Source organism: Actinoallomurus liliacearum (genome assembly GCF_039542035.1).
GTDB lineage: Bacteria > Actinomycetota > Actinomycetes > Streptosporangiales > Streptosporangiaceae > Actinoallomurus > Actinoallomurus liliacearum.
Genome location: NZ_BAABHJ010000022.1, coordinates 78,164 through 94,926, shown reverse-complemented (window position 1 = coordinate 94,926; position 16,763 = coordinate 78,164). Strand labels below are relative to the sequence as shown.

Genomic DNA, 16,763 nt, shown 5'->3' with positions numbered 1-16,763 from the left:
GGCTCCTCGGACTGGCTCGCGGAACGACGGACGGTCGTCCCGGAAGCGTCGGGACTTACGTGGCGGAGCAGTTCTTACTTGGCGCGGCAGTTCAGGTACTTGGCGTCGAAGTCGGACTTCAGCGTCTTCGTGGTGGCCTGACGCTGGGTGTCGTAGCTGCCGGCGTTCTTCTTGTCGACCACGAACGAGCCCGAGTCGATGGTGAGACCCGGCTGCTTCATCGTGCAGCCGGTGGACAGCTTCATCAGGGCGTAGGAACCGACGTAGGCCTGACCGACGGGGTTCTGGACGACGGTCGCCGCGACCGAGCCGTCGCGAATGTCGGCGAGCACGGTCGGATCGTCGTCGATCGCGACGACCTTGATCGGCAGATGGGCGTGCTTCACGGCGGCGGCGGAGGCGACCGCGGGGTTGTAGGCGGTGTTGACGATGCCGCTCAGTTGCGTGCCCTTCGCGGCGATCAGGTCGGCGACGGCCTTCTGCGCGGTCTGCAGGTCGGTGTCGATGTCGGTGCGCGTCTCGACGAGCTTGACCTGTCCGTGGGTCTCGGCGACGGCCTGCTGCACGCCGGCCATACGACGCTGGGTGTTGGAATCGGTCTTGTTCCCGGTCAGGTGGACCAGGTTGCCCTTCCCGCCCATCGCGTTGATCGCCGCCTGCGCGGCCTTGTACGCCGCCTGCTGCACGTCGGTGGCGAGGCAGAAGTCGGCGTCGTCGGCCGAGCCCGCCGGGCACGACCCGAGGGAGGCCACGTGGAAGCGCTGACGCTTCAGGCTGCCGAACGTGGTGTTGATGTTCTCCGGCGCGACCCCGAACACCCCGAATGTGTTGTACCCCTGCGCGGCCAGGGACGTGAGGACGTTGTTCTGTTTCGTCTGGTCCCAGCCGGAGTTCTCGTTGAAGGTGACGTCGCCGAGACCGAAGTCGGTCTTGGCCCGGGTGCCGGCCGTCTTCCACGGCTGGAAGTAGGGGTGCGAACCACCGGGAACGAGCGCGACCTTCACCTGCGCCGGCTTCATCGTCGTCGAGGACGCCGTCGCGTCGCTCTTCTTGCTGCAGCCGGTCACCGAGACGGCCAGCGCGAACGTCGCGGCGATCGACGCGAGTCGAACCAAGGGTGACATGACACACACCCCTCCTGATTCGTGGATCGTGGATCCTATAGGAAGTTTCGTAGATGTATACTCAGCAAACATGAACCAGGTCAAGGGTCTGCTCGTAGGAAACTCGGCCGCATGACCGGCCGCGCTCGGATCTCTCCGGTACGGCGTTCGACGCTGGGCGACGACGTCTACGAAGCGATCAAGACGCTGGTCATGGAGCACACGCTGGCTCCCGGTGACCGGGTCAACATCGATGCGCTGGCTCGCGAGCTGGAGGTTTCACCGACGCCGGTCCGGGAGGCACTCGCCCGGCTGGAGTCCGACGGGCTGGTCCGCAAACGCGCGCTCGCCGGTTACACGGTGAGCCCGCTGCTGACCAAGCGGGAGTTCATCGATATGTTCGACATGCGGCTCGTGCTCGAAGGCACGTCCGCGCGGTGGGCCGCCGAACGCGCCGATGACGCGACGCGCGATGCGATCGTCGCCGAATCCGAGCAGGCGGCACCGCTGGACGGTCCGGCTCCGGGCGACCGTTCCTCCTACGCCACCTTCACCACACTCGACGCGCGCTTTCACGACCTCGTCGCGAGCGCCGCGGACAATCCGCTGCTCCGCGACGGCATCACGCGACTGCACGCGCACCTGCACCTCCACCGGCTCTACTTCCCGTACGCGAAGAGCGGGGCGACCGGCGACGAGCACCGTCGCATCGCGGCCGCGATCCGGGCCGCCGACCCGGACGCGGCGGAGGCGGCCATGCGTGCCCACCTGGTCGAGGGTCGCAAACGTCACCTCGTGGCGTTCGACTGAGCGACGCCCTTCCGGGGGGCCGGTCGACCGGCGTCGGTTCTCCCGAACTTGTCGTCGCCCCGGCGCACCGGTGTTCGCCGGAGAACCCTCATCGAGACAGCGCGCCCGTGGCCGGCGGACGCGCTCGCGGCCAGTGCGGGGGATCCCGGGTGGTCGCTCCTGAGTGTCCGCCCCCTAAGCTGTGCTCGATGGCCAGGTACTTCGATGTGCATCCGGACAACCCGCAGCCTCGGGCGCTCCGTCAGGTGGTCGACATCCTTCGCTCGGATGGACTGATCGTCTACCCGACTGACTCGTGCTTCGCGCTGGGATGCCAGTTGGGCAACAAGGAGGGCATCGACCGGATCAGGGAGATCCGCCGCCTCGACAGCGGCCATCACTTCACCCTGGTCTGCAAGGACTTCGCGCAACTCGGCCAGTTCGTCCAGGTCAGCAACGCGCTGTTCCGCTCGATCAAGGCGGCGACCCCGGGCGGCTACACGTTCATCCTGCCCGCGACCAAAGAGGTCCCGCGACGGCTGCTGCACCCCAAGAAGAAGACCGTCGGTGTCCGGATTCCGGATCACACCGTCACCCAGGCCTTGCTGACCGAACTCGGCGAACCACTGCTGTCGAGCACCCTGCTTCTGCCCGGGGAGGGCGAAGCCATGACCCAGGGCTGGGACATCAAGGAAAGGCTCGATCACGCGGTCGACGCCGTCGTCGATTCCGGTGAGTGTGGCGCCGTGCCGACGACGGTGATCGATTTCTCCCAGGACGAGCCCGAGATCCTTCGCCGAGGTGCCGGAGACCCGTCCCGCTTCGAATGACACGGCCGTCGCCGTCTCGGCGGGGGAGACGGGTCGAACGAGTTCCGCTCGGCGGCGGTGTTACGCCGTGCGCCGCCGATGCGCCACGGCGCGCCAGCCGAGCATGAACACTCCGAGGAAGACGAGTGAGACGAGAATGAAGGTGGCCGCGGTTCCCTGACCGGAGAGGACCCGCAAGGCCATGCCCGCGGCGACGGTCGCCAGCCAGACGCCGACGCCGGTGCCCGCGAGGGCCGCGGGCCGCCGCCAGGCCCGCGTCACCAACCAGCCGATCAGCAGTCCCGCCAGGAACGGCCAGGCCGTCTCCGCGATCCCGGCGACGGTCTCGCCCTCGCTGTGCCCGGCCCGCCCGATCACCACGAACGCCATCACACAGCACAGATCGAAGATCACCGCAGGTACCGAACGCATGTGCCCAAGCGTATCGGCCAAGGATCGCCGATCCGGCCCTGGCAGGTGTTGCCGCAGAAGGGCCCCGGCCGGACGCCTCCGCGCGTCCGGCCGGCGCTGTCACCAGGTGAACGTGGTGAATGTCGGGTACAGGGTCAGTTCTGGGTCCACTTCTGGCTGCTTCCGCCGTTACAGGTCCCGAGGACCATCAGGGTGCCGTTCGCGGTCCCGGAACCGTTCGGGCTCAGGCACAGGCCGGACTGCACGCCGGTGATCGTGCCGTCGGCGTTCGGATTCCACTGCTGATTCGCGCCGCCGTTGCAGTCCCAGATGATCACTCGGGTTCCCGCGGAGGTAGCGGCGCCCTCGGCGTCCAGGCACTTGGATCCGTACACCTGCAGCTGCTTGGACGACGTCGACGTCCACTGCTGGTTGGTCCCACCGTTGCAGTCCCACAGCTCGACCTGCGTGCCGTTGGTCTGCGACACGTTCGGTACGTCCAGGCACCGGCCGGACGCCACATTGACCAGCGCGGACGTCGTCCCGCCGCCGGTACCGCCGCCCGAGCCGGGGGTGATCTTGAGGTTGTCGAACTGAGCGGTCTCACCCTGGCTGGTCCCCAGGCCGATCTGGCCGGTCCCGTAGGTGGAGTCGCTCACCGAGCCGACCGCGGTGCCGTCGACGGTGGCGGTGATGGTGCCGCCGGAGAAGCCGAGGGCCAGCGTGTGCCACCGGTTCGTGCCGAGTGCGGAGGTGGTGCCGCTGCGCAGCGTGGTCCACTGCGCGCTGGTGTTGGAGCGCAGGATGGACCAGGCGCCCGTGTCGCCGACCCGCAGGTAGTAGGCGTTCAGACCGTTCGGGTCGCCTGTGCTCTGCGCGCCGGCGCGGCCGATGACCTCGGCGTACCCCGACTTCTCCAGCAGCACGTCGGAGGAGACGGTGTAGTTGTTCCAGTTGGTGTTGCCCAGCAGGGCGTACGGGTCGGAGATCGGCTTCCACCCGATCGCGGCCTGCGTGCCGGCCTGGCGTACGCACATTCCGGTACGGCCGCCGCCGCAGGCGCTCGTCTCGAACGCGCCCTGCATGTCCATGAGGTACTTGGCCTCGTGGCCGGCGGAGTAGGAGTCGAAGTCGTCGCCGTACGGCAGGTTCAGCGCGCCCTGGGCCGGGCCGGTGGCGGTGCCCTTGCCCTGGCCCGTCGTGGTCGTGACGGTGTAGAGGTAGCCGGGCTGGACGGTCAGGGAGAAGTTCCCGCCGGATGGGGTGATGTCGGCGGTGTGCACGAAGTAGTCGGCCGGGCTGCCGGAGTTGAGGTTGGTCGCCCACACGTGCACCTGGCCGGTGGACAGGCCGCCGGTGACGTTGAGGTTGAGCGTCTGGGCGCTGGTCGCGTCCATGGTCTCGATGATCGTGCTGTAGTCGGTGTTGTTCGTCGACTTCAGCGATACGTAGCTGCCGTTGTTCCGGTTGCCGCCGATGTAGCCGCTGGAAGAGTCGAGGTACTTCCATCCCGGAGCGGTGAACTGGGTGGTGTGCGCCAGCGCCCACGTGTCCTTGCCGACGGAGTAGGAGCCCGACCACGGCTGGTTCGCCAGGATCAGGCCCACGGTCGGCCACGGGATGTTCGGCGTGACCGAGGCGATCAGATCCCAGTTGAGGTAGGCGGTCATCTTCCCGTCGATGTAGGCCCGGTTGATGCCCCGGGCCAGCGGCGCGGCGCCCCCGTTGTAGTCCTGCGATCCGTTCTCGCTCGACCACAGCACCTTGCCGGAGTTGATGAAGTTCGACGGCACCGAGCACGAGTTCTGCGCGCTCAGGTATCCGCACGGATAGTGCCCGCTCAGCACGTCGACGTCGGCGCGGAAGGTCGCGTTGCTCGCGACCTGGTCGGCTCCGACCCAGGCACCCGGGTACTGGTCACCGACGATGAGCTTGACGTTGGAATAGCCGGCCGAGTTCAGCGCGTTGCGCAGGTTGATCGTCCAGTTGACGTCCCAGAGCTTCTCGTTCTGGGCGGCCGTGAGGTAGTCGATCGACAGGTTGTGCTGTTTGGCGCAGCCCAGCCAGGACACCAGATAGTTGATCATGTCGGTCGACAGGAACGTGCCGTTGCCGATCCACCCCGGGGCGCCCCAGGCCAGCCCGACGAGCTTGATGCTGGGATTGCGCGCCTTGGCCTGCTCCATGATCCACCACTCGTAGCCGCGGTCGCAGTTCAGGTCGCCGCGGAAGTGGGAGTGACTGGGTTCGGCGCCGCTGGTGGAGTTGGTGTCACCGCCGATCTCGACCTTGAGGATCTGCAAGGAGGCGCCGTAGCCGGGCTTGAACAGGTAGTCGAGGATCTGACTGCGCTGCGGCTCGGGATAGTCGATCAGCAGGCGGCTGTTGCCGCCGCCGCCGCTGACCGCGCCGACGCCGTCGAACGTCCGGCCGCCCGACGTGCCGTTGATCGTGATCGAGGTGGCCGCCCGGGCCGGCGTCGTCGCGGCGCTCACGATGCCGCTCGCGGCCAGGACGACGCCGACGAGCATGAGGATCGAGACTTTCAGTCGCCGGAGCAACCGGCTGGTTCCTGACATCAGGGTTCGTCCCTTTCAGGGGTGTGGATGGGGGCTCGGGGAATTCCCACGCCTTCACCGCTGACCGGCCGATCAGCCGCGCGTCCATTTCTGATTGCCGCCACCGTTGCAGGTCCAGATCTCCACGGCGGCGCCGTTGGCGGTGCCCTGGCCGGTAACGTCCAGGCATAGTCCCGAGCCGACCCCGACCACGGTGCCGTCGGAGTTCAGGCGCCACTGCTGGTTCGCCCCGCCGTTGCAGGTCCAGACCTCCACCCGGGTTCCCGGACTGGTCGCGTTGCCCGGCACGTCCAGGCATTTCGTGCCGTACACGGTCAGTTCATTGCTCGCGTTCAGCGTCCACTGCTGGCCCGCGCCGCCATTGCAGTCCCAGATCTGCAGGAAGGTGCCGTCGGTCTGGCTCCCGTTCGGCACGTCCAGGCACCGGTTGGATCCGACGCCGCGGAGCACGCCGACGGCGGTCGAGCCCCCACCGCCGTTGCCGGACCGGATCCCCGCGGCCGACATCACCGATTGCGCCCCTGACGGCCAGCTGTTGTTGTTCACCTGGGTGTTCCCGGCGACGGAGTTGCCGTGGTCGCCGTTGAAAATGTCCGTACTGCCGCCGCTGTACCAGTTGTTGGTGAGGGCCAGGGCGCCGGTGTTGTTGCCGCCGTTGTAATTGGCGATGGACCAGTAGCCGCCGATCGAGGAGAACACGTTGCCGGTGGCGGTGAAGTTCCGCGAGCCCTCATCGAAATACAGGCCGTGGCCGCCGGCCGTCCGCAGGCAGTAGTTCCCGTTGATCAGCGCGTTGGGGTTCGCCGAAAGCGTGTAGACGCATCCACCGTCGTTCATCTGCTGCATGATGTCGTGCACGTAGTTGCCGGTGACCTGGTTGTTCGACGCCGTCGTACCCGTGCTGTAGCGCGGCTGGTAGTTGTACAGGCCGCGATTGGCGTAGTCGTTACTGCCGCCGGCGTCGTTGGCGCCCCAGCCATAGCCGACCGAGATGCCGGAGTACGGCATGTTGTACACCTCGTTGTGAGTGATCACGGCGTTCGTGACGTACGTAAGCAGGAATGACGTGATGCCGCGGTAGTCGAGGCCGATGTCGTGGACGAGGTTGTCGCTGACCGTGATGTTCTTGTTCACCATCCGCTGGTCGCTCGGGTGGTGCGCGTCGGCCTGCACGCCGCCCGCGACGATGGCACCGGCCGCGTCACTGGTGAAGACCGATCCGCTGACGGTGATCGAGCTCGCGCCCAGGCCGACGCCGCCGGCGTGGGCGTTCGCGTCATTCCCGATGCCCACCGCGGTCTGGCCGAGGTCGACGAACTGGTCGCCGCTGAAGGTGATGCCGCTCGCCGCCGAGACCTGGACCGCGGCGGGCATCTGGTTCCAGTGCGGCCGGGTCGCCTCGAACTGTGTGCAGCCGGAGGTGCAGGAACCGAACGCGGGCCAGGACCAGTTGCCGGAGACGTACGCGCCGGTCTGCTGGTCGGCGTAGCCCTGGCCGCTGCCCGGGCCGAGCCAGCTCGTCCCGCTGAAGGTGATGCCGGAGAAGGTGATGTCGTGCGCGGGCGAGTCGTAGGTACCGCCGACGTCCAGCAGCGACTGGACCAGCGGGAGCTCCACGTCGACGCTGCTCATGTTCTGCCCGGAGCGCGGGATGTAGTACAAGGTGCTGGTCGCGGTGTTGAGATACCACTCGCCGGGCGAGTCGAGGAACTCGTACGCGTTCTCCAGGTACAGCGGTCCCGCCCGGAAGGGGCTGTTCAGGGTGTCGTAGCCGAAGGTGTTGTTGTTCCACGCCGGCTGCTGCATCGTCAGGACGTTCCCGCTGATGCTCTGCACGGGTGAGTACCGGTCGGTGAACGAGTCCACGCTCTCGACCTCGACGCGGTTCTGGTTCGTGAGGCCGTTCAGGTAGCCCAGAGCGCTGCTCGCGAACCGCATGCCGGTGGCGGTGAAGGTGAAGTCCGACCGATTCAGGGTGGTGCGCGCCCGTGTGACCGGAAGCCCGTCGATGTACAACTGCCGGGTGTCGACGCCGGTCCCGACGTTCGCCTTCCAAATGTTCTTCGACGAGTCGGCCAGGCTCCACCCGGTCACCGCCTTCGCTCCGCTGATCACCGGATGCGCCGACGGCGCGGCCTGCCAGACGACGGTGTGGCCGTTCGTTCCGGAATCGGCGGCGGTGAACCGCAGCGGCGCGGTCTGCCGGTAGATCCCGTCAGCGAGCTGTACCACGATGTCGCCGGACATGCCGCCGTTCATCGACCGCACCGCCGCCTGAGCACCCGCAAGCGAACACGGCTGCGCGGCGGTACAGGCGCTTCCGCCGCCCGACGGCGCGGCGTAGATGGTCGAGGTGGCCGCCGAGGCGGGAACGGCCGGAGAGAACAGGGCCGACGCCGCGGCCAGTCCGATGGCGGCGGATCCGGCCGCGGCCGCCGGCCTGCGGCGGCCGAACGGGATTGAGAAAGACATGACGCGATGCCTCTCGGGACGGTGACGGGCATTGCGGGTGGCCGTCGGCGGCCGATCTGTCGAATCGATTCGCTAACCGACGGGTTTCGAGCGGATGGTATGACCGGTGATCAAGCGGGTCAATGTCTTTCATCCGCACTTTCGAATCGGTTCGCAGCACGCTCTGGGCGTTCGGCACGCCCTGGGTGCTCAGCGTGCCCGGGCGCTCAGCGCGGCGCGGGTGCCGGCCCGGTGCTGTTCCGCAGCGAGATCGGCGGAACGAACAGGTGCTGCCTGGGCGGTGCGTCCGGGTCGGTGACGCGTTCGACGAGGAAGTCGACGGCGGTCGCGCCCATGTCCACCGCGGGCACGTCGGCCGCGGTGAGCTGAGGATGGAACTGCTCGGCCCAGTACCGCGCGGCGACGCCGGCGACGGAGAACCGGGCCGGGATGTTCAGCCCCGCATCCTCGAGTGCCCGCTGGATGCCGGGTAGGGCTGCCTCGTTGATCGTAGTTATCGCGGTGACCTCGGGATGGGCGCGGAGGATCTCCTGAACGCACGTCTCGCCCGCAGCCGCATCATCGGCGCAGCAGAACTCGACCCCTTCGACGCCGCGGCGGGCGACGGCATCGGCGAATCCCTCGCGAGCCCGGTGCGCGGGGCCGTAGCCGGAGGCGATGAGCTCGGCCGAGCGGTTGATCAGCGCGATGTGGCGGTGCCCGAGATCGGCCAGGTGGTTCACGCACCGGTCGATGAGTGTCGCGTAGTCCACGTCGATCCAGCACGTCCCCTGTGGCCGCGCGGTGCGGCCGATGGTCACGAACGGCAACCGCAGACCCTGCAGCCGTGTGACGCGGGGGTCGTCCAGGCGGATCTCCATGAGGATCAGGCCGTCCACCCGGCGGCCGCCGACGATCCGCTCGAAGGAACGGTCGTGGTCGTCGCGGGACGGCGAGAGCAGCAGGTCGAGGTCGGCGCGGTCGGCGGCCTCCATGACGCTGGCGACGAACTCCAGTTGCATGAACGTCAACCGTCGCCGGGTGGGTGGGACTACCAGTCCGAGCGTGCGGGTGCGGCCCTCCTTCAGCGCCCGGGCGGCGGCGTTCGGGCGATAGCCCAGCTCGTCGATGACCGCCTGGATGCGTTGCCGGGTCGCCTCGGACACGGCACGCTTGCCGCTGAGCGCGTACGACACGGTGCTGCGCGACACTCCGGAGCGGCGGGCGATCTCCCCGATGTTCATCGAGCTCCTTCGCGGCACCGGCACGGTCGGCACAGGTCGTCCAGCCGACCGGCTCATTCGACGGCATGAGGGTAGCGAGTCGAATCGTTTCGCCTACTTTCCATGAAGTGTAGTCATCCCACTTCTTGGCGAGCAACGTCGTCGGCCGTGCGTCACGGCCGGTCGGCCCTTCGCCGCTCACGCGCACCGGAGCGATCCGCGGCGTAAGGCCGGGCCGATGAAAGCCTTTGAAAGCCCGGTGGGCGCCGATGGCCGCGGAGGGCTCCGGGAGCAGGGCGAACTCGGCCTGCTCGTCGCGGTCGTCGGCGGCTCGCGGTCGGACGTTGACCTCGCCGAAGCCCGGCCATAGCATCCCAGCGGCTTGTTCGAATCGATTCGACTGGCCGCCGAAACTTCGTCGTTCACGTTCGGATGGCCTGATCCGACAGTGAAACCTCGTCGCGGCGGCTGACGGGATCGTCGCAGTCGCAGGATGACGGAGGTTCGTCATGTTCCCAGTTCCCAAAGGCCTACCTTGGGCGGGGCGGCTGCTCGCCGCCTGCCTGCTGGCCGTGGCGGCGGCCGTGCTCGCCCTCGGTACCCAGGCCGCCGTCAACACGGCCTCCGCGGCGTCGCTTCCGTGCGACATCTACGCGGCCGGGGGCACGCCGTGTGTCGCCGCGCACAGTACGACCCGCGCGCTGTTCTCCTCCTACAACGGGCCGCTGTACCAGATACAGCGCAAGTCCGACCAGAAGTACCTCGACATCGGCCTGCTGTCCGCGGGCGGGTACGTGGACGCCGCCCCACAAGCGTCGTTCTGCGCGGGCACGTCCTGCACGATCACGAAGATCTATGACCAGACGGCGAACCACAACGACCTGCCGATCTCCTGGGGCGGCTACTGGAAGGGCCCCGGCCCCAACGGCGCGGACATCGGGGCGGACGCCATGGCGCTCCCGATCACCGTGGCCGGCCACCCGGCGTACGGGATCAAGTCCACGCCCGGCACCGGCTACCGCGTCGACCACGCCAAGGGGGTGCCCACCGGTTCGCAGCCGGCGGGCATCTACATGGTGACCTCGTCGAACTACGTGAACCAGTGGTGCTGCTTCGACTACGGCAGCGGCGAGAACTCCCACACCGACACCGGAAACGCCACCATGAACGCGATCTACTGGGGCACCGCGTGCTGGTTCGGCGGGTGCACCGGTAGCGGCCCGTGGGTGGAGGCCGACCTGGAGAACGGCATGTACCACACCGGTACCGGCTCCAACCACGACCCGAACAACAGCGGGGTGCACTTCCCCTTCGTAAGCGCGTGGGAGAAGAACAACGGCACCAGTAACTTCACCCTGAAATACGGCAACGCCACCAGCGGCGGTCTGACGACCCCGTACTCGGGTCCGCTGCCCAACGGCTACTCGCCGATGCGCACGGACAGTTCGATCCTGCTGGGCACCGGTGGTGACAACAGCCCCAGCGGCCAGGGCGAGTTCTTCGAGGGTGCGATGACTTCGGGTTATCCGTCTGACGCGACGGAGAACGCGGTGCAGGCGAGTATCACGGCCGCTGGTTATGGAGCGGGTGGTGGCACGGGTGGTTTCCCGGGTGGTTATCACCAGTTGGTGGTCGGCAATGACGGGTTGTGCCTGGATGTGTACGGCAATAGTTCGGCTGCGGGTGCGGCGATCGATCAGTGGACGTGTAACGGGCAGTCGAATCAGCAGTTCCAGTTCCTGCCGGGGTCGAACGGTTTCGGGGAGTTGCAGGCGCAGAACTCCGGTCAGGTGGTCGGGGTGGTGAACGGCTCGACGGGGCAGGGGAGTCCGGACATCGTGCAGCAGGCGCGGAGTGGTGCGGCGGGCACGATGTGGAAGCCGGTTCCCCAGTCCGATGGGTCGTTCGCGTTCCAGAACGCGGGTAGTGGGCTGTGCCTGGACGTCTATGGTGCCGGCAGCAACCTGGGCCAGCAGTTGGACCAGTGGCCGTGCAAGAACGCGGCCGGAACCAACCAGGACTTCACCCCCCGCTGACGGGATCATTCGGGTACGCCGCTGAAGGCAGCCGACCGAATCTGGAGGAGACGGAGCGGCTGACCAAGAGGAGAGCCCTCGAGGTTCACCAACGTCGAGGGCTCTTCGATGCTGCCATCCGGCGATGGAAAAGGACATCATTCGCCGGTGCCGACTTACCCGTCTCGGTGAAACGCGCGGCACGTGCATTGCCGCGTTACTTTCAGCTGTTTTCATACGTCCCCCAGGCTGGAGCCGCCGCTGTCAGCGCCGCAACGATTCGCCGGCACGCGCGAATGTCAGACGCCTTGACTTCGCGGCTACAGCCCGGATACTCCCGGCTGAATCTTCAGTCCAATATCTCGCACCTTGTTCGAGATATCGAACCCAGAGAGGTGGGAAGCAGCCGATGCGCGGACCTCTACTCGCCGTGGCAACAGAACGGCGCGGCCACCTGATGTGGCAGGGAGAATCATGAAATCTTCGATCCGGCCTCGCCGGGTGCGGGGGCTGGTCTCGGCGCTGTCGGCCGCCGCCGTGGTCGCCGGGGCCGCAACGCTGGTGCCCGGTTCCGCGCAGGCCGCGAGCACCCTCGGAGCGCAGGCGGCCCAGTCCGGGCGTTACTTCGGTACCGCCGTGGCCGCCGGCAAGCTCGGGGACTCGACGTACTCGACGATTCTTGACCGGGAATTCAACATGATCACCCCGGAGAACGAGATGAAGTGGGACACCACCGAACCGTCCCGCGGCTCGTTCAACTTCGGCCCGGCCGACCAGATCGTCAACCACGCCCTGGCGCACGGGCAGCGCATGAGGGGCCACACCCTGGTCTGGCACTCCCAGCTCCCCGGCTGGGTCAGCGGCATCACCGACGCCAATACGCTGCGCAGCGTGATGGACAACCACATCACGACCGAGATGACCCACTTCAAGGGCAAGATCTACGCCTGGGACGTGGTGAATGAGGCGTTCGCCGACGGCAGCACCCAGCACCGCAGCTCGGTGTTCCAGAACGTCCTGGGCAACGGCTTCATCGAAGAGGCGTTCCGTACCGCGCGGGCCGCCGACCCGAGCGCCAAGCTCTGTTACAACGACTACAACATCGAGAACTGGAGCGACGCCAAGACCCAGGGTGTCTACGCCATGGTCAAGGACTTCAAGTCCCGCGGCGTCCCGATCGACTGCGTCGGCTTCCAGAGTCACTTCGGTTCCGGCGGACCTCCGGCGAGCTTCCAGACCACGCTGTCGAACTTCGCCGCCCTCGGCGTCGACGTCCAGCTCACCGAGCTCGACATCGCCCAGGCGCCGTCGACCGCGTACGGCAACACGGTCAGGGCATGCGTGAACGTCTCCCGCTGCGCGGGCATCACCGTGTGGGGAATCCGCGACAGCGACTCCTGGCGCAGTGGTGAGAACCCGCTGCTGTTCGACGCGAACGGCAACAAGAAGGCCGCCTACGAGGCGGTCCTGTCCGCGCTCGGCAGCGGCGTCCCGTACGGCGGTGGAGGTTCATCCACGCCCACGCCCACGCCCACGCCAACTCCCACGCCGACGCCCACACCGCCGGGGAACGGCGGGTGCTCGGTCAAGTACACGATCGCCTCGCAGTGGACCGGCGGGTTCGGCACGAACGTCACCGTGACCAACCTGGGCGGTTCCGTCTCGAGCTGGACACTGACCTGGTCGTTCGGGGCGGGACAGCAGATCACCCAGGCGTGGAACGCCGCCGTGACCCAGAGCGGGGCGAACGTGACCGCCCGCAACGTCGACTACAACGGCTCGATCCCCACCAACGGCAGCACGAGCTTCGGGTTCAACGGGTCCTGGAACGGCAGCAACCCGGTGCCCTCGAACTTCGCGCTCAACGGCATCGCCTGCACCACCGGCTGATCACCCGGCCGCAGGCGCCGCCCATGCCGGGCCGGACGCGTGCGCGACGCGTCCGGCCCGGTCCCTCGCTCCGCCGGCCGCGCATCATCTCGAGGTGCGCCCCCCGCCGAAAGGTCCCCGTCATGCCTCCGTACCAGTTCCAATTGAGCCGCCGGCGCCTGCTCACCACGGCCGGCGCCACCGTCGTCGCCGGCCTGCTGGGATTCCGTACCGCCGGAGCCACCACCGGCCCGAGTGGTTACACGGCGAGCTGGTCGTCGGTCGATCAGCACCCGCCGGCTCCCGAGTGGTACCAGGACGCCAAGTTCGGCATCTACTACCACTGGGGTGTGTTCAGCGTTCCCGCGTTCGGTAACGAGTGGTATCCGCGGAACATGTACATCAGCGGATCCGCCGAGAACAACCACCACAAGAGCGTGTACGGCGATCCGTCGGCATGGCCCTACCACAACTTCATCAACGGCGCCCGCGACAAGGCCGGCAACTGGGTCCAGTTCGCCCCGAAGCAGAAATCGGCGGGCGGCAACTGGGACCCGAACGCGTGGGCGCAGCTGTTCGCCGACGCGGGCGCGAAGTTCGCCGGGCCGGTCGCCGAGCACCACGACGGCTACTCGATGTGGAACAGCACCGCCAACGAGTGGAACTCCGTCACCACCGGGCCCCGGCTCGACCTGCTGCGGCAGCACGCCGACGCGATCCGGTCCAAGGGCCTGAAGCTGTACGTGTCCCTTCACCACGCGTACCACTTCAACGGCTATTACGACCACGTCCCGGCGCAGACGACGACCACACTCAAGAAGCTGTACGGCCAGCTCGGGTCGGCCGCAGAGAACCAGCTGTGGTACGACAAGCTCAAGGAGGTCATCGACGGCTACCAGCCCGACATCATCTACCAGGACTTCGACCTGAACCTGGTCCAGGAGCCGCTGCGGCTGCAGTTCCTCGCGTACTACTACAACCAGGCGGTCGCCTGGAACAAGGACGTCGTGGCCACCTACAAGGACGGCTTCGACAACAAGGGCGAGGTCTACGACTTCGAACGCGGCGGTCCGGCCGGCATTCAGACGCCCTACTGGCAGACCGACGACAGCGTCTCCAGCTCGAGCTGGTGCTACACGGTCGGCATCGGCTACTACTCGACCAAGGCCATGATGCACGCGCTGATCGACCGGGTCAGCAAGAACGGCACCATGGTGCTCAACATCGCCCCGATGGCCGACGGCACCATCCCGGTGGGGCAGCAGGCGATCCTGCAGGGAATGGGGGACTACCTCAAGCGGTTCGGCGAGTCCGTCTACGCCACCCGCGCCTGGGCGTCCTTCGGCGAGGGGCCGACGCAGATGGGCGGCGGCTCCTTCACCACGCCGCGGGAGGGAACCGCTCAGGACATCCGGTTCACCCGCAGCAAGGACAACACGGTGCTGTACGCGACCGCGCTGGGCTGGCCGGGCAGCACCCTCACCATCACGACCCTGAACTCCGGTCAGATCAACCTGAGCAGCCTCACCTCGGTCCAGCTCCTCGACCAGACCGCCGGCTCGTACGTCAACCTGCCGAACCGCAGCCAGGACGGCGCCGGGCTGCACATCTCGCTGCCGTCGTCGAGCGCCCCCTTCAGCGCGCTGGCGTACGTCGTGAAGCTCACCTTCTCCGGCCAGATCCCCGCCCTGGGCGGCGGCACCACCACGGGCTGGGTGAAGATCGCCAATGTGACCAGCGGCCTGGTCCTCGACAGCGGCGGCAACGTCTCGTCCGGGTCGGTGCTCAAGCAGTGGAGCTACGACGGGTCCACCAACCTGCAGTGGCAGCTGGTTGACCTGGGCAACGGCTACTACCGCATCGTCAACCGTACCAACGGGATGGTGGCCGACAGCTGGGGCAACACCGCCAACGGCGCGAGCTGCCTGCAGGCGGCCTGGAACGGCGGCAACAACCAGCAGTGGCGGCTGAACGACGTCGGCAACGGCCGCTATCAGATCATCAACCGCGGCACCGGTACGGGTCTGGACGGCGCCGGTAGCACGACGACCGGCGCGACCACCGTGCTGTGGACACCGAACTCGAGCACCAACAACGAGTGGACCATCACGGGTGTCTGAGCCCCGGCCGCACCGGACCATCCACCCCCGACCACCCGAATTCCCACGACACGATCGCGGAACACGCATGGGCCCGCGAAGAAGGAGAGGAGCGGTGAGACGGCTCATCAAGGCACTCGCCGGCATCGTCGTCGCGGCACTGGCCGTGGCGCTGTGCACGGTCACGGCTCTCGTGCCGCGAGCGTCGGCGGCGTCCCTGACGCAGGTGTCGAACTTCGGCGCCAACCCCGGCAACATGCAGATGTACGTCTACGTCCCCGGCAGCGTGCCCGCCCACCCGGCCATCCTGGTGGCGATGCACGGCTGTAACGGCTGGGCGCCCGGCTTCTATCAGGGCACCGAGTTCGCCTCGCTGGCCGACAGGTACGGCTTCATCGTCATCTATCCGCAGGCGTCGCACAGCACCAACGGCATGTCGAACTGCTTCGACGTGTGGTCGGACGCGGCCCTGCACCACGGCGGCGGCAGTGATCCGGTCTCGATCGTCGACATGGTGACCTACGCGGAGCAGCACTACGGCGGCGACCCGCAGCGCGTGTTCGCCACCGGCTTCTCCTCGGGGGCCATGGAGACCAACAACCTGCTCGCGACCTATCCGGACGTCTTCAAGGCCGGCGCGCCGTACTCCGGCATCCCGTACGGATGCATGGCGGGCGGCGGCATGTGCGGCGACAAGACGCCGCAGCAGTGGGGCGACATGGTCCGTAACGCCTACCCGGGCTACACCGGTCCCCGGCCGCGGGTGCAGGCGTGGCACGGCACGTCCGACTCCGTGCTGCCGTACTCGATGCTGCAGGAGGAGGTGGACGAGTGGACGAACGTCTTCGGGGTGAGCCAGACGCCCACGTCCATCGACACCCCGCAGTCCGGGTGGACCCGGCGGCGGTTCGCCGACTCCTCCGGCACCGTGGACGTCGAGGCCTACACCATCGCGGGCGCGGGCCATGACCTGCCGCATCCGGGGATGGCCGCCTACGCGATTCACTTCTTCGGCCTGGACGGCGGTGACGGCGGTGGCGGAGGTACCGGTGGCGGGACGGGCGGGTCGTCCGCCTGTCGCGTGACCGCGACGGTCGGCTCATGGCCCGGTGGTATGACCGAGAACATCACGATCGCCAATACGGGCAGCTCGGCGATCAACGGCTGGTCTCTGGCGTTCACGCTGCCGTCCGGGCAGACCATCACCTCCGGGTGGAACGCCACCTACAGCGGCAGCAGCGGCCAGGTCACGGCCAAGAACCTGAGCTACAACGCGGTCCTGGCGCCGGGCGCCTCGACCGGCATCGGGTTCCAGGCGAACCAGACCGGCAACGCGGCGGCGCCGACCGGGTTCACCCTCAACGGCACCGCCTGCGACGTGAGCACCTCGGGCTGAACGACACCGACGCAATGGA

At 67.6% G+C, this 16,763-nt stretch carries 11 protein-coding genes; 6 read left to right on the top strand and 5 right to left on the bottom strand.

What is annotated here, in order from left to right:
* Nucleotides 1-74 precede the first annotated feature (74 nt).
* Nucleotides 75-1,124: a sugar ABC transporter substrate-binding protein gene (locus ABD978_RS27790; RefSeq protein ID WP_345360826.1), complete on the bottom strand. Its 1,050-nt coding sequence runs from the start codon at nt 1,122-1,124 to the stop codon at nt 75-77.
* A 111-nt stretch (nt 1,125-1,235) separates the two neighbouring features.
* Between ABD978_RS27790 and ABD978_RS27785 the strand changes: the two genes are divergently transcribed.
* Together ABD978_RS27785 and ABD978_RS27780 are read left to right on the top strand one after the other, a co-directional pair.
* On the top strand, nt 1,236-1,913 hold the full coding sequence (locus tag ABD978_RS27785) for a GntR family transcriptional regulator (protein ID WP_345360823.1): 678 nt from the start codon (nt 1,236-1,238) through the stop codon (nt 1,911-1,913).
* A gap of 188 nt (nt 1,914-2,101) precedes the next feature.
* Nucleotides 2,102-2,722 carry an L-threonylcarbamoyladenylate synthase gene (locus ABD978_RS27780; RefSeq protein ID WP_345360998.1) on the top strand — a complete coding sequence of 207 codons (621 nt, stop codon included), beginning with the start codon at nt 2,102-2,104 and terminating at the stop codon, nt 2,720-2,722.
* A gap of 60 nt (nt 2,723-2,782) precedes the next feature.
* On the opposite strand, the gene ABD978_RS27775 is transcribed toward ABD978_RS27780, so the two are convergent.
* The 4 genes from ABD978_RS27775 to ABD978_RS27760 all read right to left on the bottom strand — a co-directional run bounded on the left by ABD978_RS27775 (nt 2,783) and on the right by ABD978_RS27760 (nt 9,386).
* Nucleotides 2,783-3,133 carry a DUF3054 domain-containing protein gene (locus tag ABD978_RS27775; protein WP_345360820.1) on the bottom strand — a complete coding sequence of 117 codons (351 nt, stop codon included), beginning with the start codon at nt 3,131-3,133 and terminating at the stop codon, nt 2,783-2,785.
* Nucleotides 3,134-3,267: 134 nt separating this feature from the next.
* Nucleotides 3,268-5,691: a ricin-type beta-trefoil lectin domain protein gene (locus ABD978_RS27770; protein WP_345360817.1), complete on the bottom strand. Its 2,424-nt coding sequence runs from the start codon at nt 5,689-5,691 to the stop codon at nt 3,268-3,270.
* 72 nt (nt 5,692-5,763) lie between these two features.
* Nucleotides 5,764-8,163, bottom strand: a complete 2,400-nt coding sequence (locus ABD978_RS27765) for a ricin-type beta-trefoil lectin domain protein (protein WP_345360815.1) — start codon at nt 8,161-8,163, stop codon at nt 5,764-5,766.
* Nucleotides 8,164-8,369: 206 nt separating this feature from the next.
* Complete coding sequence (locus ABD978_RS27760) at nt 8,370-9,386, bottom strand: LacI family DNA-binding transcriptional regulator (RefSeq protein ID WP_345360813.1); 1,017 nt, start codon at nt 9,384-9,386, stop codon at nt 8,370-8,372.
* Nucleotides 9,387-9,874: 488 nt separating this feature from the next.
* Between ABD978_RS27760 and ABD978_RS27755 the strand changes: the two genes are divergently transcribed.
* The 4 genes from ABD978_RS27755 (at nt 9,875) to ABD978_RS27740 (ending at nt 16,744) form a co-directional block, all read left to right on the top strand.
* Nucleotides 9,875-11,401, top strand: a complete 1,527-nt coding sequence (locus ABD978_RS27755; RefSeq protein ID WP_345360810.1) for an arabinofuranosidase catalytic domain-containing protein — start codon at nt 9,875-9,877, stop codon at nt 11,399-11,401.
* Nucleotides 11,402-11,854: 453 nt separating this feature from the next.
* A complete protein-coding gene (locus tag ABD978_RS27750) occupies nt 11,855-13,270 on the top strand; it encodes a glycoside hydrolase family 10 protein (protein ID WP_345360807.1) in 1,416 nt (471 codons plus the stop codon).
* 122 nt (nt 13,271-13,392) lie between these two features.
* The gene (locus tag ABD978_RS27745) at nt 13,393-15,369 is read left to right on the top strand and encodes an alpha-L-fucosidase (RefSeq protein WP_345360804.1); all 1,977 of its coding nucleotides are present in this window, start codon (nt 13,393-13,395) and stop codon (nt 15,367-15,369) included.
* Nucleotides 15,370-15,463: 94 nt separating this feature from the next.
* On the top strand, nt 15,464-16,744 hold the full coding sequence (locus tag ABD978_RS27740; RefSeq protein ID WP_345360801.1) for an extracellular catalytic domain type 1 short-chain-length polyhydroxyalkanoate depolymerase: 1,281 nt from the start codon (nt 15,464-15,466) through the stop codon (nt 16,742-16,744).
* Nucleotides 16,745-16,763: the final 19 nt, after the last annotated feature.